Annotated in this window: 18 protein-coding genes and 1 pseudogene; 10 read left to right on the forward strand and 9 right to left on the reverse strand. The window is 60.1% G+C overall.

Annotated elements, in window-relative coordinates:
- The 3 genes from B7L71_RS09685 to B7L71_RS09695 form a co-directional block, all read left to right on the forward strand.
- A partial coding sequence (locus B7L71_RS09685; RefSeq protein WP_139790106.1) for a peptide chain release factor N(5)-glutamine methyltransferase occupies positions 1-505 on the forward strand: 505 nt, incomplete at its 5' end.
- 30 nt (positions 506-535) lie between these two features.
- Positions 536-1,036 (forward strand): Lrp/AsnC ligand binding domain-containing protein, encoded by a 501-nt coding sequence (locus B7L71_RS09690; RefSeq protein WP_016914425.1) that lies wholly within the window; start codon positions 536-538, stop codon positions 1,034-1,036.
- 4 nt (positions 1,037-1,040) lie between these two features.
- The gene (locus B7L71_RS09695) at positions 1,041-1,802 is read left to right on the forward strand and encodes a molybdopterin-synthase adenylyltransferase MoeB (RefSeq protein WP_081137572.1); all 762 of its coding nucleotides are present in this window, start codon (positions 1,041-1,043) and stop codon (positions 1,800-1,802) included.
- Positions 1,803-1,847: 45 nt separating this feature from the next.
- Here the strand turns inward: B7L71_RS09695 and ahpF are convergent, their stop codons facing one another.
- Positions 1,848-3,404, reverse strand: a complete 1,557-nt coding sequence (ahpF, locus tag B7L71_RS09700) for an alkyl hydroperoxide reductase subunit F (protein WP_081137574.1) — start codon at positions 3,402-3,404, stop codon at positions 1,848-1,850.
- A gap of 183 nt (positions 3,405-3,587) precedes the next feature.
- Positions 3,588-4,151, reverse strand: a complete 564-nt coding sequence (gene ahpC, locus B7L71_RS09705; RefSeq protein ID WP_081137576.1) for an alkyl hydroperoxide reductase subunit C — start codon at positions 4,149-4,151, stop codon at positions 3,588-3,590.
- A 361-nt stretch (positions 4,152-4,512) separates the two neighbouring features.
- Between ahpC and B7L71_RS09710 the strand changes: the two genes are divergently transcribed.
- The 4 genes from B7L71_RS09710 to B7L71_RS09725 all read left to right on the forward strand — a co-directional run bounded on the left by B7L71_RS09710 (position 4,513) and on the right by B7L71_RS09725 (position 8,674).
- Positions 4,513-5,616, forward strand: a complete 1,104-nt coding sequence (locus B7L71_RS09710) for a polyamine ABC transporter substrate-binding protein (RefSeq protein WP_081137578.1) — start codon at positions 4,513-4,515, stop codon at positions 5,614-5,616.
- Positions 5,617-5,710: 94 nt separating this feature from the next.
- Positions 5,711-6,892: an ABC transporter ATP-binding protein gene (locus B7L71_RS09715; protein WP_081137580.1), complete on the forward strand. Its 1,182-nt coding sequence runs from the start codon at positions 5,711-5,713 to the stop codon at positions 6,890-6,892.
- Positions 6,893-6,923: 31 nt separating this feature from the next.
- Positions 6,924-7,835, forward strand: a complete 912-nt coding sequence (locus tag B7L71_RS09720; RefSeq protein WP_081137582.1) for an ABC transporter permease subunit — start codon at positions 6,924-6,926, stop codon at positions 7,833-7,835.
- Positions 7,832-8,674 (forward strand): ABC transporter permease subunit, encoded by an 843-nt coding sequence (locus B7L71_RS09725; protein WP_016914418.1) that lies wholly within the window; start codon positions 7,832-7,834, stop codon positions 8,672-8,674. Before B7L71_RS09720 ends, B7L71_RS09725 begins: the two co-directional genes overlap by 4 nt.
- 7 nt (positions 8,675-8,681) lie before the next feature.
- Here B7L71_RS09725 and B7L71_RS09730 read toward each other — a convergent pair whose 3' ends face one another.
- Positions 8,682-8,891 (reverse strand): CPXCG motif-containing cysteine-rich protein, encoded by a 210-nt coding sequence (locus B7L71_RS09730; protein WP_081137584.1) that lies wholly within the window; start codon positions 8,889-8,891, stop codon positions 8,682-8,684.
- Positions 8,892-9,015: 124 nt separating this feature from the next.
- Here B7L71_RS09730 and B7L71_RS09735 point away from each other — a divergent pair, with 124 nt between their 5' ends.
- On the forward strand, positions 9,016-9,444 hold the full coding sequence (locus tag B7L71_RS09735) for a DUF3617 domain-containing protein (protein WP_016914416.1): 429 nt from the start codon (positions 9,016-9,018) through the stop codon (positions 9,442-9,444).
- A 97-nt stretch (positions 9,445-9,541) separates the two neighbouring features.
- Here the strand turns inward: B7L71_RS09735 and B7L71_RS09740 are convergent, their stop codons facing one another.
- Both B7L71_RS09740 and B7L71_RS09745 read right to left on the reverse strand, forming a co-directional pair.
- Entirely contained in the window at positions 9,542-12,682 is a 3,141-nt protein-coding gene (locus B7L71_RS09740) for an efflux RND transporter permease subunit (protein WP_081137586.1), read from the reverse strand.
- The gene (locus B7L71_RS09745; protein WP_081137588.1) at positions 12,682-13,746 is read right to left on the reverse strand and encodes an efflux RND transporter periplasmic adaptor subunit; all 1,065 of its coding nucleotides are present in this window, start codon (positions 13,744-13,746) and stop codon (positions 12,682-12,684) included. Before B7L71_RS09745 ends, B7L71_RS09740 begins: the two co-directional genes overlap by 1 nt.
- A gap of 190 nt (positions 13,747-13,936) precedes the next feature.
- On the opposite strand from B7L71_RS09745, the gene B7L71_RS09750 reads away from it, so the two are divergent.
- Positions 13,937-15,121, forward strand: a complete 1,185-nt coding sequence (locus B7L71_RS09750; protein WP_039181033.1) for an NAD(P)/FAD-dependent oxidoreductase — start codon at positions 13,937-13,939, stop codon at positions 15,119-15,121.
- A gap of 62 nt (positions 15,122-15,183) precedes the next feature.
- Here B7L71_RS09750 and B7L71_RS09755 read toward each other — a convergent pair whose 3' ends face one another.
- The 4 genes from B7L71_RS09755 to B7L71_RS09770 all read right to left on the reverse strand — a co-directional run bounded on the left by B7L71_RS09755 (position 15,184) and on the right by B7L71_RS09770 (position 17,314).
- Complete coding sequence (locus B7L71_RS09755; RefSeq protein WP_081137590.1) at positions 15,184-15,498, reverse strand: YqjK-like family protein; 315 nt, start codon at positions 15,496-15,498, stop codon at positions 15,184-15,186.
- Positions 15,470-15,874: a phage holin family protein gene (locus B7L71_RS09760; protein ID WP_081137592.1), complete on the reverse strand. Its 405-nt coding sequence runs from the start codon at positions 15,872-15,874 to the stop codon at positions 15,470-15,472. The genes B7L71_RS09755 and B7L71_RS09760 overlap by 29 nt, the downstream gene beginning before the upstream one ends.
- The gene (locus tag B7L71_RS09765) at positions 15,874-16,206 is read right to left on the reverse strand and encodes a DUF883 family protein (protein WP_016914410.1); all 333 of its coding nucleotides are present in this window, start codon (positions 16,204-16,206) and stop codon (positions 15,874-15,876) included. Before B7L71_RS09765 ends, B7L71_RS09760 begins: the two co-directional genes overlap by 1 nt.
- Positions 16,207-16,294: 88 nt before the next feature.
- A complete protein-coding gene (locus tag B7L71_RS09770; protein WP_016914409.1) occupies positions 16,295-17,314 on the reverse strand; it encodes a phospholipase A in 1,020 nt (339 codons plus the stop codon).
- 189 nt (positions 17,315-17,503) lie between these two features.
- Between B7L71_RS09770 and B7L71_RS09775 the strand changes: the two are divergent.
- Positions 17,504-19,034, forward strand: a pseudogene (locus B7L71_RS09775) (mechanosensitive channel MscK); the annotation flags it as partial.

The raw sequence follows: 19,034 nt of genomic DNA on the forward strand, positions 1-19,034 counted from the left end.
GCTGGACCTGGGAACCGGCACCGGCGCCATTGCGCTGGCGCTGGCCAGTGAAAAGCCGGGCTGGCAGGTCATCGGTGCGGACATTCGCCCGGGTGCCGTGGCGCTGGCCGAGCGCAATGCCGCCGCGCTAGGCATCGCCAATGCCCGGTTTGTGTTGAGTGACTGGCTCAGCGCATTTCTGCCTCCGGCTGAGGAGCCGCCTTTCGATATCATCGTCAGTAACCCCCCCTACATTGCGGCCGATGATCCGCATTTGAGCCAGGGCGATGTGCGCTTCGAGCCTCACTCGGCGCTGGTCGCCGATGCCAACGGCATGGCCGACCTGCTCCACGTGATCGAGGCCGCCAGGGCCCACCTGGCCCCTGGTGGCTGCCTAGCGATGGAGCATGGCTACCAGCAGGCGGCCAGCGTACGTGAGGCGCTGTTGGCGGCGGGCTACCGAAACGTTGAAAGTGTTCAAGACATGGGCGGCCATGAACGGGTTACTCTGGGGCACCTATATTAACTGCCTGATTCATTTGTATTGGATCCTGCCATGAAACCAAAAAATAGAACGCTGGACCGTATCGATCTCAAGATTCTTCGCTGTTTGCAGGAAAATGCGCGTATCTCCTACGTAGATCTCGCCGCAGAAGTTGGGTTATCCACAACCCCTTGTCTGGAGCGGGTCAAGCGCCTGGAGCGTGCCGGTATCATTCGCGGCTACCAGGCCATCCTGGACCCTCGCGCCCTGAAGGCGAACCTGCTGGTGTTTGTCGAGATCAGCCTGGAGACCCAGTCGCCTGCGGTCTTCGATGAGTTTCGGCGCGCGGTGGAAAAGCTGCCGCAAATTCAGGAGTGCCACCTGGTGTCCGGGCAGTTCGACTACATTCTGAAATGCCGCATCCCGGAAATGGCCGCTTATCGCCAACTATTGGGGGATGTGGTCTTGACCCTGCCAGGGGTGAAAGAGTCCAAGAGCTATGTGGTGATGGAAGAAGTGAAAGAGAGCTTCAATCTCCACATTCCTGATTTCGAGGAATTCGAGGATAAGTAAGCCAATGATGGACGATCAGGCGCTGCTGCGTTACAGCCGCCAAATCATGCTGCCCGAAGTGGATATCGAGGGTCAGGAGCGACTGCGCGGCGCCCACGCCGTGATTATCGGGGCTGGCGGGTTGGGCTCGCCAGCCGCGCTGTATCTCGCGGCGGCGGGAGTGGGGCGGATTACGCTGGTAGACGCCGATCATGTGGAGCTTTCCAACCTGCAGCGCCAGATAGCCCACCAGCAGGCCAGCCTGGGCCTCAACAAAGCGCGTTCGGCGCAGCAGCGCCTGGAGGCACTGAATCCTGAATGCCAGGTGGTGGCTATCGAGCGTCACGCCGAAGGCGAGCTGTTGGCAGAGCTGGTGGCCTCGGCTCAGGTGGTGCTGGACTGTACCGACCGTTTTTCCAGCCGTTATGCCATCAATGCCGCGACGCAGCGAGCCGGTGTGCCGCTGGTCTCGGGAGCGGCTATCCGCTTTTCCGGCCAGCTGGCGGTATTCGACCCGCGTCAGCCAGATAGCCCCTGCTACGCCTGCCTCTATCCCCCGGAAGCTGGCGATGACGAAGCCCTCAGCTGTGCCGAGAGCGGCGTCATGGCCCCTTTGGTGGGCTTGATTGGCTGCTTTCAAGCTGTCGAGGCCTTCAAACTGCTGAGCGGTGCGGGTGAGGCACATCAGGGGCTGTCGGCCTTCGACGGGCTCAGCGGGCAGTGGCGTCATTTCCAGGTGCCGCGTGACCCGGCGTGCCCGGTGTGCGGAACGCGAAAGCCCGCCTGAATAGGCGGGCCTGGGCACGGTCTTTTGCTTTTTTATGCGGATGAATCAGTTGCGGATCAGGTAGTCGAAGGCGCCCAGCGACGCTTTGGCGCCTTCGCCCATGGCAATGATGATCTGCTTGTAGGGCACGGTGGTGACATCGCCTGCGGCAAAGACACCGGGTACCGAGGTCATGCCGTGGGCGTCGACGATGATTTCGCCACGCGGTGACATCTCGATGGGAGAGCCCTTCAGCCACTCGGTATTGGGCACCAGGCCGATCTGCACGAAGATACCTTCCAGAGCGATGTTCTTGACTTCGTCGGTCTGGCGGTCCTTGTAGGTCAGGCCGTTGACCCGGCTGCCATCACCGGTCACCTCGGTGGTTTGTGCGTTCAGCACGATATCCACGTTGGGCAGGCTCTTGAGCTTCTTCTGCAGTACGGCGTCAGCGCGCATTTCACCCATGAACTCCACCAGGGTCACGTGGCCGACGATACCCGCCAGGTCGATGGCCGCTTCGACGCCTGAATTACCGCCACCAATGACCGCGACACGCTTGCCCTTGAACAGCGGGCCATCGCAGTGGGGGCAGTAGGCCACGCCCTTGTTGCGATACTGCTGCTCGCCGGGCACGTTCATTTCCCGCCAGCGGGCGCCTGTGGCCAGTACCAGGGTCTTGCTCTTCAGTTTGGCACCGGATTCGAAGGTCACTTCGTGCAGGCCACCTTCGGTTTCTGCTGCTTTGAAAGAGGTGGCACGCTGCAGGTTCATCACGTCCACTTCGTACTGCTTGACGTGCTCTTCCAGGGCGCTGACCAGCTTGGGACCTTCGGTATGGGTCACCGAGATGAAGTTCTCGATCCCCATGGTGTCGGCCACCTGACCACCGAAGCGTTCGGCGGCAACGCCGGTATTGATGCCCTTGCGCGCAGAGTAGATGGCCGCTGACGCGCCCGCCGGGCCGCCGCCGATGACCAGCGTGTCGAAGGCTGCCTTGTCGCTCAGTTTCTTGGCTTCACGCTCGGCTGCGCCGGTATCCACCTTGGCCAGGATCTGCTCCAGCGTCATGCGACCCTGGTCGAAGGGCTTGCCGTTGAGGTAGATGCTGGGCACCGACATGATTTCGCGGGCCTCGACTTCCTCCTGGAACAGGGCACCGTCGATGGCGACGTGGCGCACCTTGGGGTTGAAGATGGCCATCAGGTTGAGTGCCTGGACGACGTCCGGGCAGTTCTGGCAGGAGAGCGAGTAGTAGGTCTCGAACAGCATCTCGCCGTCCAGCGCCTTGATTTGATCGAGCTGCTCCTGCGACGTTTTGGGCGGGTGTCCACCGACCTGCAGCAACGCCAGTACCAGCGACGTGAATTCGTGGCCCATGGGAATGCCCGCAAACACGACGCCTGTCTCTTCTCCGGCACGGTTTAGGGCAAAGGAGGGCTTGCGCGCATCCTGGCCGTCGGTTTTAAGGGTGATCTGAGTGCTCAGGCTGCTGATGTCTTCCAGCAGGCCCAGCAGCTCACGCGACTTGGCACCGTCATCGAGGGACGCAACGATCTCGAAGGGCTGAGTCACTTTTTCCAGATACGCTTTCAACTGATTCTTTAAATTGGCGTCCAGCATGACAGTGGTTCCTCGTAGTCAGCAGTAGAACGTTCTCGACCAGGCACGCCAGCCTTGGTGTAGTAAGGGGCAAGCGTGTGGGAAAACAGGGATGCGTTAACAGGGTGCTGAAAAAAAGACACCCGGGGCATGCCCGGGTGTGATGCTGCCGACCGACACGAGTCGAGTCGGCAACGGTAGGCGTCAGATCTTGCCTACGAGGTCCAGAGACGGGGCCAGAGTCTCTTCGCCTTCTTTCCATTTGGCCGGGCATACTTCGTTCGGGTTGGCGCGAACGTACTGGGCAGCCTTGACCTTGCGCAGCAGCTCTTCGGCGTTACGGCCGATGTTGCCAGCGTTGATTTCGACGATCTGGATCTTGCCGTCGGGGTCGACAACGAAAGTGCCGCGCTCGGCCAGACCGGCTTCTTCGATCAGCACTTCGAAGTTGCGAGAAATCTGCAGGGTCGGGTCGGCAATCATCGGGTACTGGAGCTTGCCAATGGTCTCGGAGCTGTCGTGCCAGGCCTTGTGGGTGAAGTGGGTGTCGGTGGAGACGCTGTAGATCTCGACGCCCAGCTTCTTGAACTCTTCGTAGTTGTCGGCCAGATCACCAAGCTCCGTGGGGCATACGAAGGTGAAGTCAGCGGGGTAGAAGAAGAACACTGACCACTGACCTTTCAGATCCGCTTCAGTAACGTCAACGAACTCGCCGTTCAGGTAAGCAGTCGCTTTAAACGGTTTTACTTCGGTATTGATCAAAGACATTGAAAACATCTCCGCAGTGAGTGAATGGTGGTTGGAAAAGTTGCTGGCCATATTAGCGAACTACGACTAATAGCTAAAATTGGAAAAAATGATGTTGCCAATAGCCAAGGTCTATAGTTTGCCTGCGCCCTTGGATGTGGGGTCACCAACAGGGTAATGCAAGAATTTTTCACTTGGACTTGCGATGGACGTCGCTGCACCGCAAAATTCGCACGGTCAGGAGAATGGCCTAAGCTGTTTCTCAGCAGCGGCAAATGAGTCAAAGAGGTATCGGCGTCAGCGCTAACCGTTGCCAAGCTCGGTGCGCCTGTTCGACGGGCACTTTCAAGACAAGTGGACTTTCGAGATAAGGAGTAGCTAGATGGGGAATATCCCAAAACGTTCAGTGGCCGTTACGGCAATCGCTTTTGCCGTAGCGGCCACCGCTGCCCACGCCAATGAAGTGCGGGTATACAACTGGTCCGACTACATTGCGCCGGAAACGCTGGCGAAATTCACCGAGCGCACCGGTATCTCCGTGACCTACGATGTCTACGACAGTAACGAGATCCTCGATGCGGCGCTGCTGTCTGGCCGCTCGGGCTACGATGTGGTCGTGCCCTCCAACTACTACTTTACCCGTCAAGCCAGAGCGGGGGTGTTCCAGCCCCTCGACCACGAGCAGCTGCCCAACTTCGAAAACCTCAATCCGGAGTTGATGGCCAACCTGGAGGCCATCGATGAGGGCAGCCAGTACTCCATCCCCTACATGTGGGGCACCAATGGCATTGGCTACAATGTCGAGCGAGTGAAGGAGATTCTCGGTGACGATGCCCCGGTGGATAGCTGGGCACTGCTCTTCGACCCTGAAATTACCGCGGCTCTGCATGCGGCCGGTTGCGGTATCTCCATGATGGACTCGGCGGACGAAATGCTCTCGCCGGCCATTGCCTACTCGGGCGGCGACCCGCTGAGTGAAAACCTGGAGGACATCGAAACCGCCGGGCAAGTGATCGCGGCCGTACGCAACCATGTCACTTACTTCCACTCCTCGCGCTATATTTCTGACCTGGCCAATGGCGAAATCTGTGTCGCCGCAGGCTACTCGGGAGACGTGTTCCAGGCAGCAGACCGAGCTGAAGAAGCGGGTCGCGACTTCACCATCGCTTACAGCATCCCGAAGGAAGGCGCTGCGCTGTGGTTCGACATGATGGCCGTGCCTGCCGATGCGCCTAACCCCGAGAACGCTCATGCGTTCATCAATTTTATTCTCGACCCGGAAATTGCCGCCGAGATCAGCGAGTACGTCAGCTACGCCAACCCCAACCTGGCCGCTAACGAGTTCCTTTCCGAGGAGCTGCTGAATGATCCCGCGGTTTATCCGGATGCAGACGTCATGCAGAACCTGTACGTTCAGGCGGAAAAGCCGCAGGACGTGCTGCGCGCGCGCACCCGTATCTGGAACCGCGTCAAGTCTGGTCGCTAAGCTGACCCCTGCCTGACAGCGAGCCGGGCAGTTGCCCGGCTCGCTGTTCGTCTTTTATCGCCCGACTTCTCGGGCCTTTTGATGGGAGTGGCGAATGGTCACTACGCCCCTGTCGAACGACACTTCATCCTCGTCATCTGCCCTTCCCCCGTCGCTGAGACCACAGGGAAAGGCACCCCGTTTTGCCGAGGATATCGTGTTGGAAGTCAAACGCCTGAGCAAGCGCTTCGATGACGCGCTGGCGGTGGATGACGTGAATTTGCAGGTCAAACGCGGCGAAATCTTCGCCCTGTTGGGGGGCTCGGGGTCTGGCAAGTCGACCCTGCTGCGCATGCTGGCGGGTTTCGAAACGCCGAGCGAGGGGCGCATCCTGTTGAGTGGCGAAAACATTACCGACATGCCGCCGCACAAGCGCCCGATCAACATGATGTTTCAATCCTATGCGCTATTTCCGCATATGACGGTGGCGCAGAACATCGCCTTCGGGTTGAAACAGGACAAGCTGCCCAAGGCGGAAATCGAGGCGCGAGTGGCCCAGATGCTGAAACTGGTGCATATGGAACGCTTTGCCAAGCGCAAGCCGCATCAGCTTTCCGGCGGCCAGCGCCAGCGGGTGGCCTTGGCGCGTTCGCTGGCCAAACGGCCGAAGCTCTTGCTGCTGGACGAGCCCATGGGCGCTCTCGACAAGAAGCTGCGCACGGAAATGCAGCTGGAAGTGGTCGAGATCATCGAACAGGTAGGCGTTACCTGCATCATGGTGACTCACGATCAGGAAGAAGCCATGACCATGGCGGACCGTGTGGCGATCATGGCCGATGGCTGGATCGAGCAGGTGGGCTCTCCGGTCGATATTTACGAAAGCCCCGCCAGTCGCATGGTGGCGGAATTCGTCGGTACCGTGAACCTGTTCGAAGGGGAGATCATCGAAGACGCGGCGGATCATTGCCGCATCGCCAGCCCTGCGCTTTCACGGCCGATCTATCTCGACCACGGGATCACCACCCAGGCGGTGGACCGTCGAGTATGGGCAGCCCTGCGGCCCGAGAAAATCTGGCTGACCCGCGAACAGCCTGTCGGTGAGTACAACTGGGAGGCCGGCAAGGTGGACGACATTGCCTATCTGGGGGGGTATTCGCTGTATTACGTGCGTACGGCCTCGGGCAAGTTGATCAAGGTGAGCATGGCCAACACGGAGCGGCGCGGTGATCGTCCCACCTGGGAGGATAGCGTGTACGTTTATTGGGAAGATCACAGCGCTATCGTGCTGAATCGCTGATGATTCGGTCTCTTGAAGGAGATTGCCTACCATGATGCCATCTGGCTTTACCGGCATGATCAAGCGTCTACAGCTGGGGCGGCGTGCGGTAATCGCATTCCCGCTGGTGTGGCTCACGCTGTTCTTTTTGCTGCCCTTTGCGTTGGTGCTCAAGATCAGCCTTGCCGAAGGGGCGATTGCCATTCCTCCCTACGGGCCGCTGGTCGAGTATGCCGATCAAACCCTGAGTATCTTTCTGAATGTCGGCAACTATCTGTTTCTGCTGACCGACTCGCTGTATGTCGCGGCTTACTGGGGCTCCATCAAGACGGCATTTACCGCCACGCTGGTGTGCTTGCTGCTCGGTTATCCCATGGCCTATGCCATGGCCCGTGCCCCGGGGCGCTGGCAGTTGATTCTGCTGCTGCTGGTGATGCTGCCCTCCTGGACGTCGTTTCTGATCCGCGTGTATGCGTGGATGGGCATACTCAGCAACAATGGCCTGATCAACAATCTGCTGCTGAGCATCGGCCTCATCGACTCGCCGCTACGCATGATGAATACCCAGTTTGCGGTCGTCGTGGGCATCGTGTATGCCTACCTGCCGTTCATGGTGCTACCGCTGTATGCCCATCTGACGCGTCTGGATACATCGCTATTGGAAGCGGCCTCTGACCTGGGGTCGCGTAAATTGAATACTTTCCTGAAAGTCACTCTGCCGCTTTCCATGGGGGGCATCGTGGCGGGTTCCATGCTGGTATTCATTCCTGCAGTGGGTGAGTTCGTGATCCCTGAGCTGTTGGGAGGGCCTGATACCCTGATGATCGGCAAGGTGCTTTGGGAAGAGTTCTTCCTGAATCGTGATTGGCCGGTGGCCGCAGCGCTGGCGATGGTCATGTTGCTACTGTTGTTGATCCCCATCGTATGGTTCCACCGCTACCAGTCACGGGAGCTCGAACAATGATGACGTCCTCTCGGCGCCCCAGCTTTACCACAGTGATGCTGGTGCTTGGCCTGCTGTTTCTCTATCTGCCGATGTTCGTGCTGGTGTTCTACTCGTTCAACTCATCGCGCCTGGTGACGGTGTGGGCGGGCTTCTCGACCCACTGGTACGGCGAGCTGTTCCGGGATCGGCAGATTCTCTCGGCGGTATGGACCAGTCTCAAGATCGCCTTTTTCGCTGCCAGCATGGCGGTGTGCCTGGGCACGGTGGCGGCTTTCGTGATGACTCGCTACGGGCACTTTCGGGGCAAGACGGCGCTTTCCAGTATGGTGACGGCACCGCTGGTCATGCCTGAGGTGATCACCGGGCTTTCCCTGCTGCTGCTGTTCGTGCAGATGGCGCAACTGATTGGCTGGCCCGCGGACCGGGGGATGGCGACGATATGGATTGCTCACACCACGTTCTGCAGTGCCTATGTGGCGGTGGTGGTGTCGGCGCGTCTCCGGGAACTGGATCGTTCCATCGAAGAGGCGGCCATGGACCTTGGCTCGCCGCCGGTCAAGACATTCTTCAGCGTGACGCTGCCGGTCATTGCGCCTGCCCTGGCGGCAGGCTGGCTGCTGGCGTTCACGCTGTCGCTGGATGACCTGGTGATCGCCAGCTTCGTATCGGGCCCGGGAGCCAATACGCTGCCCATGGTGGTGTTCTCCTCCGTGCGCATGGGCGTCTCGCCCAAGATCAATGCGTTGGCCACGCTGATCATTCTGACCGTCTCGTTGGCGACGCTGCTGGCGTGGTACTTCATGCGCCGCAGCGAGGCCAGGCGGGTGGCTCAGATGCAGCAGGATGACGTGGCCTGACCATGGCTCACAAGACGTCGTCGTCACGGCCGGTGATGACGGCGTCGAGTTCGCCTGTGAAAGGTGAGATCACCACCTGAAGCCGGATGGGGGCGCAGCATTGATGGCAATCTTCCCAGGTGTCGTGGCTGCCCTGTGACGTGTCGATCATGAAGGTCAGAGGCGTGTCACAATAGGGGCAGTAGAAGTCATGGGGGGCCAGCGCGTCGTCATGCATGGTGGTTGCCTGTCAGGCAGAAAAAGGATATCCAGTGTAACAGCCCTGTCCGGGGCGGGCACAAGCGGGATGATTCAGGTAGGATAAGAGCGGGTTTACCCAATTAACCTAGTGAGAAAAAGCGATGATGAAACGTCACATGGCAGTAGCGGCCTTATTGGCCTTCCCGATGGTTGCTCTGGCGGAAACACCGAACGTGACGCCTGGCGAATGGGAGTTCGTCAGCGTAACCAGTATCAGCGGTGACATGCAGATTCCCGATCAGACCGAAACCGAGCGTCAGTGCATCACCCAGGAAGAGCTGGATGGCGCAGAGTTTGGCTTCATCGAAGAAGAAGAGGGCTGCGAGCTGCAGCACCAGGACATGAACGCCGATGGCCTTTCGTACAGCATGGTGTGCCGTGCTGAAGGTGGCGAAGCCAATATCGATGGTGAAATGCGCTTCATGGGTGAGCGTATCGAAGGCAGCGTGGACATCTTCACCCAGTCACCCATGGGCGAATTGACCATGAACACCGTGATCGAAGGCGAGCGCATCGGCGACTGCGAGTAACCGTACGCACTGCTTTAACGATCTTCAGCAGCGGTTTTCAACAACAAGGGCGCCTTTTGGCGCCCTTGTTGTCTGTCTACTCGGTAGAAGAGGTTGCCTAGCGCTCGGGCGTGGCCAGCGGTTCGTGGTCGGCCTCCGGCGCATTGGCAATTTCTTCTTCCAGCTGCCGTTTGACGGCGCCTGGCGAGCCTGAGTAGCGTGCCAGCAAGTCGTAGGCCACCGGCACCACGAACAGCGTAAACACCGTGGCTGCGCCGACCCCCGCCATGATCACCGTGCCAATCACCAGGCGAGACTCTGCGCCAGGGCCACTGGAGATGACCAGCGGGATCGCCCCGGCCATGGTGGTCACCGCCGTCATCAAAATGGGCCGCAGGCGGGTCACCGACGCTTCGATCAGGGCCGAGCGAAAGGCCTGACCCTCATCGCGCAGCTGGTTGGCGAACTCGACGATCAGTATGCCATTCTTGGCCGCCAATCCTATCAGCAGCACCAGCCCCACCTGACTGTAGATATTCAATGACTGGCCGGTCAGCAGCAGGGCCAGCAGGGCACCGCTCATGGCCAGCGGCACCGTCAGCATGATCACGAAGGGGTGAATCAGGCTCTCGAACTGGGCGGCAAGCACCAGGAATACCACCACGGCGCCAAGCACCAGCAGAAAGGTCGTCGCCCCGCTGGCCTGCTGGAAGTCTCGAGACGGGCCTGCCAGATTGGTCTGCACTTCTTCTGGCAGAATGGTGTTCGCGGTGTCTTGCAGGTAGGCCAGCGCTTCACCCAAGGGGTAGCCATCGGCCAGGTTGGCCTCGATGGTAATGGCGCGCACGCGATCGAAGCGGTTGAGCGTGCTGGCGCCAGCGAAGTCAGAGAGCGTCACCAGGCTGGCCAGCGGAATCAGCTCACCGGACCGCGCGGAGCGTACCTGGATATTGTCCAGCGCTCGCGGGCTATTCTGGCGGCCACGGTCGCCTTCCAGAATCACATCGTACTCTTCGCCGTCATCCACGTAACGGGTCACGTTGCGCCCACCGAGCAGCACCTCCAGCGTCCGGCCTATTTCCGTGACGGTGACCCCCAGCGCGGCGGCCCGTTCGTAGTTGATGTCGACCCGGAGCTGCGGCTGGGTTTCGTTGTAATTGCTCTCTACGGCGGTCAGGCGCGGGTTGTGCTCGCGAATATGGTTGACCAGCGTATCCCGCCAGCTGGCCAGCTCCTCGTAAGTGCCGCCCCCTAGCACGAACTGGACCGGTTTCTGGGTGCGTTGACCAAACCCCTGGCGCATGACCGGGAAGGCTTGCACGCCCGGCAAAGAGCCCAGGGTTTGCCTCACGTCCGCCATGATCTCCCAGGCGCTGCGGCGGCTGCCCCAGTCGGCCATGTTGACGATGATGAAGCCGCTGTTGAAGTTCTCGATATTGCCGAACCCCCGCGGTGCCCGCACCACCACGCGCTCCAGCTCACCGCTATCGACAAAGGGAGTCAGGCGAGCTTCGATCTCATCCATGTAATCCATCATGTAATCGAAGGTGGCGCCCTCTGGCCCGTTGACCAGTACGATGAAGTTGCCGCGATCCTCCTGGGGGGTGTATTCGCTGGGCAGCACCGACGCCAGCCAGGCAGTGCCTGCCACCAGCAGGGCAAACAGGGCCACCACCACCCATCTGAATGCCAGCACGACCTCCAGCGCGCGCTGGTAACGCTTTCGAGCGCCGTCCAGCAGCCACTGCACTCCTTGGCCAATGCGGCTATCGTGCATCCCCGGCTTGAGGATCTTGGAAGCCATCATGGGGGTCAGGGTCAGGGCCAGCAGCGTGGAGACGACCACCGCGGCGGCCATGGTCAGCGCAAATTCGGAAAACAGACGGCCGATGTCACCCTGCAGCATGCTCAGCGGCACGAACACGGCTACCAGCACGAGGGTCGTGGCAATGACCGCAAAAGCGATTTGACGAGTGCCGCGGAAGGCCGCCACCAGCGGTGTCTCACCGTAATCGTGCATGCGTCGGTTGATGTTTTCCAGCACCACGATGGCGTCGTCGACGATCAGGCCAATGGCCAGTACCAGCGCTAGCAGCGTCAGCAGGTTGATCGAGAAATTCATGACAGCCAGCGCGGTAAAGGCGCCAATCACGGCGATGGGGACGGTCACGGCGGGCACGATGGTGGTTCGCAGATTGCCCAGGAACAGGAAAATCACGATCACCACCAGCCCCATGGCGATGAACAGCGTCATGACCACCTGGTCGATGGCACCCGACACGAACACCGAGGCGTCGTAGTTGAGCGTCAATGACATGCCCTCGGGCAGGGTGCCTTGCAAGCGCTCCAGCTCCTGTTGCACCGCTTCGGAAAGCTCCACCACGTTGGCGGTGGACTGCATGATCATGCCTAGCCCCACCATGGGCACGCCGTTGGCACGAAACACCGAACGGTCTTCTACCGAGCCCACTTCCACTCGGGCCACATCGGCCAGACGAATCAGGTGCCCGTTGTTGCCCTGGGTAACCGCCAGCCGCTGAAAGTCATCGGCGGTGGCGAAATTGCGCGGTAGCCGTACGATGAACTGGCGATCATCGGACTCGATGGAGCCAGCGGGCAGCTCGACGTTTTCGGCGCGCAGGGCATCCTCGATATCACCCACGGTGAGGCCTCGTGCTGCCAGCGCGTTGCGGTCCAGCCAGACACGCATGGCATAGTCGCGGCCACCGCCCACGCGCACTCTGGCTACCCCCGGCTGCACCGACAGGCTGTCCACCAGAAAGCGGTTGGCGTAGTCGGTGAGCTCGGTGATCGAGTAGTCCGCCCCTGAGAGACTCAGCCAGATGACGATTTCATCGCTGCTGTCGGCCTTGGTGACTTCAGGATTGTCGGCATCATCGGGAAGGTTGCGCAAGGCACCCGATATGCGGTCGCGCACATCGTTGGCCGCCGCGTCGATATCCATGCTGATGGCAAACTCGATCTGGATGCGCGATCGTCCATCTTCGCTCTGGGAGGTAATCAGCTCGATACCCTCTACCCCGGCAATACGGTCTTCCAGCACCTGGGTAATACGGGTTTCGACCACGCTGGCCGAGGCACCGGGGTAACGTGTATCGATGCTGACGACCGGTGGGTCGACCGTAGGGTACTCCTGCAGCGGCAGGCGATTCAGCGCCAGCAGGCCGAAGGCCACGATCAGCGCGGCGATGACCATGGCCAGCACCGGACGCTGTACGGAGATGTCGGATAAGCGCATCAGCGGTCAGCCTCCAGCAGGGCACGGATGCTGGTCTCTTCATCGGTGATGCCCAGTAAACGTACCTGCTGGCCATCTCGTGCCAGCTGCAGACCGTGTACTGCCACCAGTTCGCCATCTGCCACGCCTTCGAGCACTTCCACTTCGCCACTGCGACGCTCACCCAAGGCGACCTCTCGGCGCTCCAGGCGATGCTCTCCTTCCTCCTCGTGAATGACCATCACGAAATGGCGATTGCCGCTCGGCTCGATAGCGGCTTCCGGCAGTACCAGCGTATTGCGCACGCGTTGTTGCACGACCACCTCCATCAACATGCCGGGGCGCAGGCGCAGCTCTGGGTTGGCCAGCTCGGCCCGCACACTGATACTGCGAGATACCGGGTCGATACGCGTGCCAATACTGGCGATTTCACCGCGGAAGACCTCATCCGGGTAGGCGGCGGTGGTCGCGCTCAGCGCCAGCCCTGCCGACAGGCGGCCCAGAAACACTTCCGGTACGGTAAAGTCCAGCTTCATGACATCCAGCTTGTCGAGGGTCACCAGCTCCATGCCCGGGGTCACCAGTGCGCCAGCGCTGACATTACGAAAGCCGACGCGACCACTGAACGGTGCCACTATCCGGTAGTTGGCCAGGCGTGCCTCTAACGCCTGGGCATCGGCCTCTGCCTGCCTCAGCCGCGCTTGGGTATCTTCCAGTTCGGCGCGGGGGGCCAAGTTGCGTTCCTGAAGTTGAGACGTTCTGCCCACCGCGTTACGGCGCTCATCGGTGATCGCCCGTGCTGCCCTCAGCAGCGCCTGCTCCTCGGCATCTTCAAGGCGTATCAGCAGCTCGCCCTGTTCGACCTGGGCACCATCTTCGAAGGTGATTTCGGCAATGGTATCGGTCACGGTAGCTGACAGCGTGACGCTCTCGTCGGCACGCAGGGTGCCCAGGGCTTCTAATGGGTCGGACCAGGCGGTAGCCGTGGCGTAGTGGCCGATCACGGGGGGCGGGGTTTGTGCTATGGCGTATGGCGGCAAAGTGGCCAGCAGCAGACAGCAGAAGAGGCGTTTGTAAACAAGCATTGGCGTCTCAACGTAAACAGAGGTGACCTGCATTATCCTGAAATCGACTGCCGTGATAAGGGCAAACGGCAAGATAACGGAATGAAAAGATATTTGTTGTACATTGTATGTACATATATTTTTGGCTTGTAAAGTGCTGAGCAGCCTCTCTGCTGCTAAGATAGTCAGCTTTTCATGTAGGGCTTCCAGGATGGTTTACGACGTCGTCGTTATTGGCGCAGGTGCTGCCGGGTTGATGTGTGCGGCTCAAGCAGGTTATGCAGGGCGGCGCGTGCTGGTGGTTGACCATGCCAATAAACCGGGCAAGAAAATCCTCATGTCGGGAGGAGGCCGTTGTAACTTTACCAACCTTGATGCCTCACCAAGCCATTTTTATTCGGAAAATCCTTATTTTTGCATTTCTGCGTTGAAACGTTACCGTCCAGAACATTTTGTATCTCTGGTGGAGCGCCATGGCGTGGAGTATGTGGAAAAAGCGCCGGGGCAACTCTTTTGTGCCGACTCCGCCAAGGAGATCGTGAGAGTCCTGCTGACCGAATGTGAATGGGCCGGCGTCGAACTGGCATTGAAGACGTCCATTTCCAAGGTGGAGCGCTTGGGCGAGGGAATGCAGTTGACTACTTCGATGGGCACCATCAGCTGTGGCGTGTTGGTAGTGGCCACGGGGGGGCTCTCCATTCCCACCATGGGGGCTTCGGGCTTCGGTTACGATCTCGCCCGTCAATTTGGACTTGAGGTGTTGCCTACTCGGCCTGGGCTGGTGCCCTTCACGCTCAGTGATGTCTGGAAAGCGCGTGCTGAAACGCTGTCAGGGCTCAGCGTGCCGGTATCGGTCAGCTGTGGTCAAGGGCGCTTCAATGAGCCCATGCTGTTTACCCACCGGGGGCTGTCGGGGCCGGCGATGCTCCAGATTTCGAGCGTCTGGCAGCCCGGTAGCGCCATTACGATTGATTTATTGCCGGGTGAGGAGGTGGCGGCTTCGCTGCGTCATGCGCGTGAGCAAACTCCCAAGCGCATGCTGTCTACCTGGCTGGGTGAGCGGTTTCCCAAACGTCTGGCACAGGCGATAGTGGAATGGTACCCCGAGCACGCCACCGCCATGCCATTGGCACAGTACAGCAACGAGGCGATCGACTGCTGGGCACAGTACCTCAATGAGTGGCAGGTGAAACCAGCGGGCACAGAGGGCTGGCGTACGGCAGAGGTGACCATGGGCGGGATCAGTACCGAGGCCATTTCGTCGAAGAATTTTGAAGTACGAGGCTTACCCCAGCTGCGTTTCATTGGCGAAGTGCTGGATGTCACGGGCCAGTTGGGTGGTTACAACTTCCAGTGGGCCTGGGCGAGTGGCGTCGCCTGTGGCCAGGCGTGTTGATCACCATTGAAAAAGCCGCCTGATGCAAGGCATCCGGCGGCTTTGAACAGGCAAACGCCTCGTCAGCTGGCGACTTTGGCCAGCAGTTTCAGCTTGCGAAGCAGCATATAGCCTGCCAACGCGCGTTTGCCGACGGCCATAGCGCCACCAGGATGGCGAACCAGCCGCAGGGCAGCGAGCCCGCCCACGACGTACAGCGGTAAGCGCAGGCTTCGCCAGTGCCGGTCGAGCGGCGCGGAAGTGCGTTGTAACGTATCGCTGCTCACCAGTATATCGATACGCTGCTGCTCCAGCTCGGCCAGTAACGCCGCCTTACGTTGCTGGCGGGTTAGCGGCTTGTCCGTCACCTTAGCGGCGGCGTTCGGCGAGTTCTTCATCATTGGCCTCCAGCAGGGCGCGATCGGCTGCCAGCTGTTTCAAGGTTTCCTTGAGCAGCGAGTGCCGCTTTGCCTGACGTATGGCAATCACGGCCAGCAGCAGGCTGAGTGCCATCAGTACGCCAGCACTCACGCCAATGGCCGTCAGCCGATAGGTGTCCCAGAACAGAACGACTACCAGCGCCGTCAGCGTGGCCACACCCAGCAGCAGTAGCAGCAGGCTAGCGCCAGCCAACAACAGTAGTACCAATAAACGAGCGCGCTCTTCCTCCAATTCCAACACCGCCAAACGCAGGCGGGTTTCACCGTTAGCTAACAGTGACCTCAACAAGCGTTTAGCGGCAGAAAAGACGCGTTGGGTTGGACCCAATGCCATTAGCGACGACCGAGCAGCATACCTACCACCAGGCCAGCTGCGGCACCGATACCGATGCTGGTCCAGGGGTTCTCATGTACATAGCGGTCGCAGCAATCGGCTTGCTGAGCCAGTGACTCGCGGGTGTCTTCATAGATGCGCTCGCCGCGGGCTTCCAGGCGGGCACGAGTATCCTTCAAACGACGTTCGGCACGCTCACGCAGGTCGCGCATTTCACCGCTGGCATCTTTCGATGTGGCGTTCATCAGCTCTTCGACCGTCTCGCTGAGATGGCGCAGGTCTTCTTTCAGCTGGTCGGCACGTGCGGAGGCGTCTGTGTTACGTTTAGCCATGATGTCTTCCTTTGACGAATGAATGAGTGACAGCTTCAGCATAGCAGCCGTCACTCTATAGACAACCCCAAAGTTTAGTGGTTCCGCATCAACGGTTCAGGCCCGTGGCGCTGAACAGCGGGTTGAGGCTGAAGCCAAGACTCAGGCGATGCACGCGGTTGTCGTAATCGATCATGCTTTCGCCGTACCCGTAGTAATACTGTACGTGTGCTCGCACCCCATTGAAGGCGGGCCAGCTATAGTCGATTTGAGTACCCAGGTTGCCCGGGCTCGGGTTGCCGCGCAGTTGACCAGCGACTTCATGATTGTTGTCCAAGCGCCTGGCCAGACGAATGTCGCCATATCCCATGAAGCGCTCGATATCCGGGTTGTCGTCGTCACCGTCGGATTCCGGCACGCGCCAGTGGGGGGCCAGAGTCAGTGCCCAGTCGCCGCGCTGCAAGGTGCTTTCCAGGTATACGCGGTTCCAGCTCCGTGACAGCGGGTCCGAACGGCCATTGGATTGGTGGTTGAAGGCGATGCGGTTGCGCGTATTCACCCAGCCCAGAGCGCTCCAGGCGTTATCGAAATCGATGAACACCTCGGGCTCGTAGTTGGTTTCCCGGAAAGGGGAGGAGGCGTCAGTGTTATAGGCCTGCCACCAGCTTCGCTGGGTATAGGCGAAATAGACGTCGCCAATGTCGCCAAACACGTCTTCCGCCAGATTGAACTTGGCGCTGAACTGGAACTTCACTTCGTTGTTGTTAGGCCCGGACGCATCGGTCACTTCACGAAAGTTGTTGGAGTCCTGATTAGTGTTATAGCTCACCGGAAACAGGTAATTGGTACGGTGGGTGGTGATGGAAAACGGGTTACGCGTCGACTGCTGCTCCAGCTGGCGGCGCTCGGTCAAATCCTCCAGGGCGACCTCTTCTGGCAGGGGCGCCGGTGGAATACCCTGAGCCGCCGCTTCGGGTGCGTCAATTTGCTGCAGCTGCTGGCGGAGCTGATAGAGCTCGGTATTCAAGGCGCGAATACGCGCTTCGATATCGCCGCGTGTCTCGGCCATGGCCGACTGGCTGCCCAGAGCAACCAGCAGGCTTGTCAGTATCAGGGGTCGGATAACCATCAATATGGCCCACGTTGGTAAATAGACAAATGTTAGCGTCGTTCTATACAGGCGGCCGAAGTAAGTCAACTGCCAATATTCTGGTGACCGGCCGGATTGCGCGGGCAGGCCTTACGATTGACAATGGCACCTTGCCCGATAATGCGGGCTGACCAGTCAATGAGGCTTCTAGACGTGGTGAAGAGTGCCATGAAAGCAGTGAACGGCGCGCTGGGCGTGTTGATGTGTGTCGCGCTGCTGGTTGTATCTCCGGTGGGGTGGGCCGAAAGCGGCGAGCGTGTGCCTTCGGAAAGTGCTCTGAACGAGCGGCTGGCTGCACTGGAGTCTCAGGAGGGGGAGCTGACCGCCGCGCAGCAGCGCGAGCAGGCTGCCCTGGAAGCGGCGCTGCAAGCCCATGAGCGGCTCAAGGCGCTGGAGGAGCGACAGCGCGCGCTGGAGCAGCGCGTCAGTCAAGCCCCGGAGCAACTGCTGCAGCTGGAGCGTGAGCTTCGCGAGGCCGAAGAGGAGAGCCTGCAGCTCTCCGTGGATAGCTTGAGCGATACGCCGCTGGACGCACTGGAAGCTCAGCAGGGCAGTGCAGTGATCGAACTCCAGCAGCTACAGAGCCAGTTGGCTGAAGTCAATTCGCAGCTGTTGGCTGCGCAAACCTTGCCCGAACGTGCCCAGCAAGCCATCTCCGAAGCCTTGCAGCGGGCCGAGACCTTGCGCCGCGAACATGATACCCGAGAAGCGCTGCTGGCCGACCGCCAGCTATCCGCTCGCGAGGATGCGCAGTTGATCCAGTGGCGTCTGGAGCGTGCGCTGGCCGAGCAGGAAGTGTCCCTCAATCAGCGTGAGCTCAGTGCCAACAGTCGGCTGCGGGAACTGGCTCAGCAGCGGCGCGAGCTGTTGGCGTTGCAGATCGACCATCAGGAGCAGCGGCTGAACCTGCTGCAAGGGGTCATCGATCGTCAGCGACGCCTGCAGTCCGAGCAGGCGATTGCCGATGCCGCCCGGGATGATCCATTGATTGCCGAGGGGCATCCGGTGGTGCTCCGCGCCCAGCAGGTAAACCAGAACCTGAGCCTCGAGCTGCTGCGTGCCACCGACCGCGCCAATGGCATCGTGCGCGAAAACATCGAAGCCCAGCGCCAATTGGAGCTGGTGCGTCAGTTGCAGCGTAGTCTTGGTGAGCAGATGGAGGCCATTCGCGGTAGCCAGCTGCTATCCCGGATACTCAGGGAGCAGCGCCAGTCGCTACCGGTGATCGTGCCGCGTCGCGACCTGCAAGATGAAATTGCCGACTTGCGCCTCAAGCAGTTCGACCTGATACGCCAGCGTGATCAGCTGCGCCAGGGAGAACGCCTGGCCACTCAGCGGCTACAGGAAGCGGGCGTCGAGGTGACGCCTGGGCTGGTGGACTCCCTGACGCGGCTTTATCAATCTCGCCGTGAGCTGGTGGAGCAGCTCGAGCAGTCCTACGGCAGCCTGTTGAGCGCCGCCATCGAGCTGCAGTTGAACCAGCAACAGCTCTTGACCACCACCCACGAGCTGCGCGCCACCATCGATGAACAGCTTTTCTGGGTAGCCAACAGTCGTCCGCTGGACCTTAACTGGGTGCGCCAGTTACCCAATTACCTGCAGCAGGAGTGGCAGCAGGGCGAATGGCGTGCCGTGCTGCCCAACCGCTGGCAGGGCCTTGGCTGGGACATGCTGGTCGGTGCGCCGCTCCTGCTGCTAA

Origin of the sequence: Halomonas sp. BC2 (genome assembly GCF_002078115.1) — a bacterium.
Taxonomy (GTDB): Bacteria; Pseudomonadota; Gammaproteobacteria; order Pseudomonadales; family Halomonadaceae; genus Vreelandella; species Vreelandella stevensii.

What these genes read in the sequence shown, in the direction of transcription:
- B7L71_RS09770 (WP_016914409.1), bottom strand. Translation starts at nt 17,314, where the DNA reads ATGGTTATCCGACCCCTGATACTGACAAGCCTGCTGGTTGCTCTGGGC.
- B7L71_RS09710 (WP_081137578.1), top strand. Translation starts at nt 4,513, where the DNA reads ATGGGGAATATCCCAAAACGTTCAGTGGCCGTTACGGCAATCGCTTTT.
- B7L71_RS09690 (WP_016914425.1), top strand. Translation starts at nt 536, where the DNA reads ATGAAACCAAAAAATAGAACGCTGGACCGTATCGATCTCAAGATTCTT.
- B7L71_RS09735 (WP_016914416.1), top strand. Translation starts at nt 9,016, where the DNA reads ATGATGAAACGTCACATGGCAGTAGCGGCCTTATTGGCCTTCCCGATG.
- B7L71_RS09755 (WP_081137590.1), bottom strand. Translation starts at nt 15,498, where the DNA reads ATGAAGAACTCGCCGAACGCCGCCGCTAAGGTGACGGACAAGCCGCTA.
- ahpC (WP_081137576.1), bottom strand. Translation starts at nt 4,151, where the DNA reads ATGTCTTTGATCAATACCGAAGTAAAACCGTTTAAAGCGACTGCTTAC.
- B7L71_RS09730 (WP_081137584.1), bottom strand. Translation starts at nt 8,891, where the DNA reads ATGCATGACGACGCGCTGGCCCCCCATGACTTCTACTGCCCCTATTGT.
- B7L71_RS09745 (WP_081137588.1), bottom strand. Translation starts at nt 13,746, where the DNA reads ATGCTTGTTTACAAACGCCTCTTCTGCTGTCTGCTGCTGGCCACTTTG.
- B7L71_RS09765 (WP_016914410.1), bottom strand. Translation starts at nt 16,206, where the DNA reads ATGGCTAAACGTAACACAGACGCCTCCGCACGTGCCGACCAGCTGAAA.
- B7L71_RS09720 (WP_081137582.1), top strand. Translation starts at nt 6,924, where the DNA reads ATGATGCCATCTGGCTTTACCGGCATGATCAAGCGTCTACAGCTGGGG.
- B7L71_RS09695 (WP_081137572.1), top strand. Translation starts at nt 1,041, where the DNA reads ATGATGGACGATCAGGCGCTGCTGCGTTACAGCCGCCAAATCATGCTG.
- B7L71_RS09750 (WP_039181033.1), top strand. Translation starts at nt 13,937, where the DNA reads ATGGTTTACGACGTCGTCGTTATTGGCGCAGGTGCTGCCGGGTTGATG.
- B7L71_RS09725 (WP_016914418.1), top strand. Translation starts at nt 7,832, where the DNA reads ATGATGACGTCCTCTCGGCGCCCCAGCTTTACCACAGTGATGCTGGTG.
- B7L71_RS09740 (WP_081137586.1), bottom strand. Translation starts at nt 12,682, where the DNA reads ATGCGCTTATCCGACATCTCCGTACAGCGTCCGGTGCTGGCCATGGTC.
- ahpF (WP_081137574.1), bottom strand. Translation starts at nt 3,404, where the DNA reads ATGCTGGACGCCAATTTAAAGAATCAGTTGAAAGCGTATCTGGAAAAA.
- B7L71_RS09715 (WP_081137580.1), top strand. Translation starts at nt 5,711, where the DNA reads ATGGTCACTACGCCCCTGTCGAACGACACTTCATCCTCGTCATCTGCC.
- B7L71_RS09760 (WP_081137592.1), bottom strand. Translation starts at nt 15,874, where the DNA reads ATGGCATTGGGTCCAACCCAACGCGTCTTTTCTGCCGCTAAACGCTTG.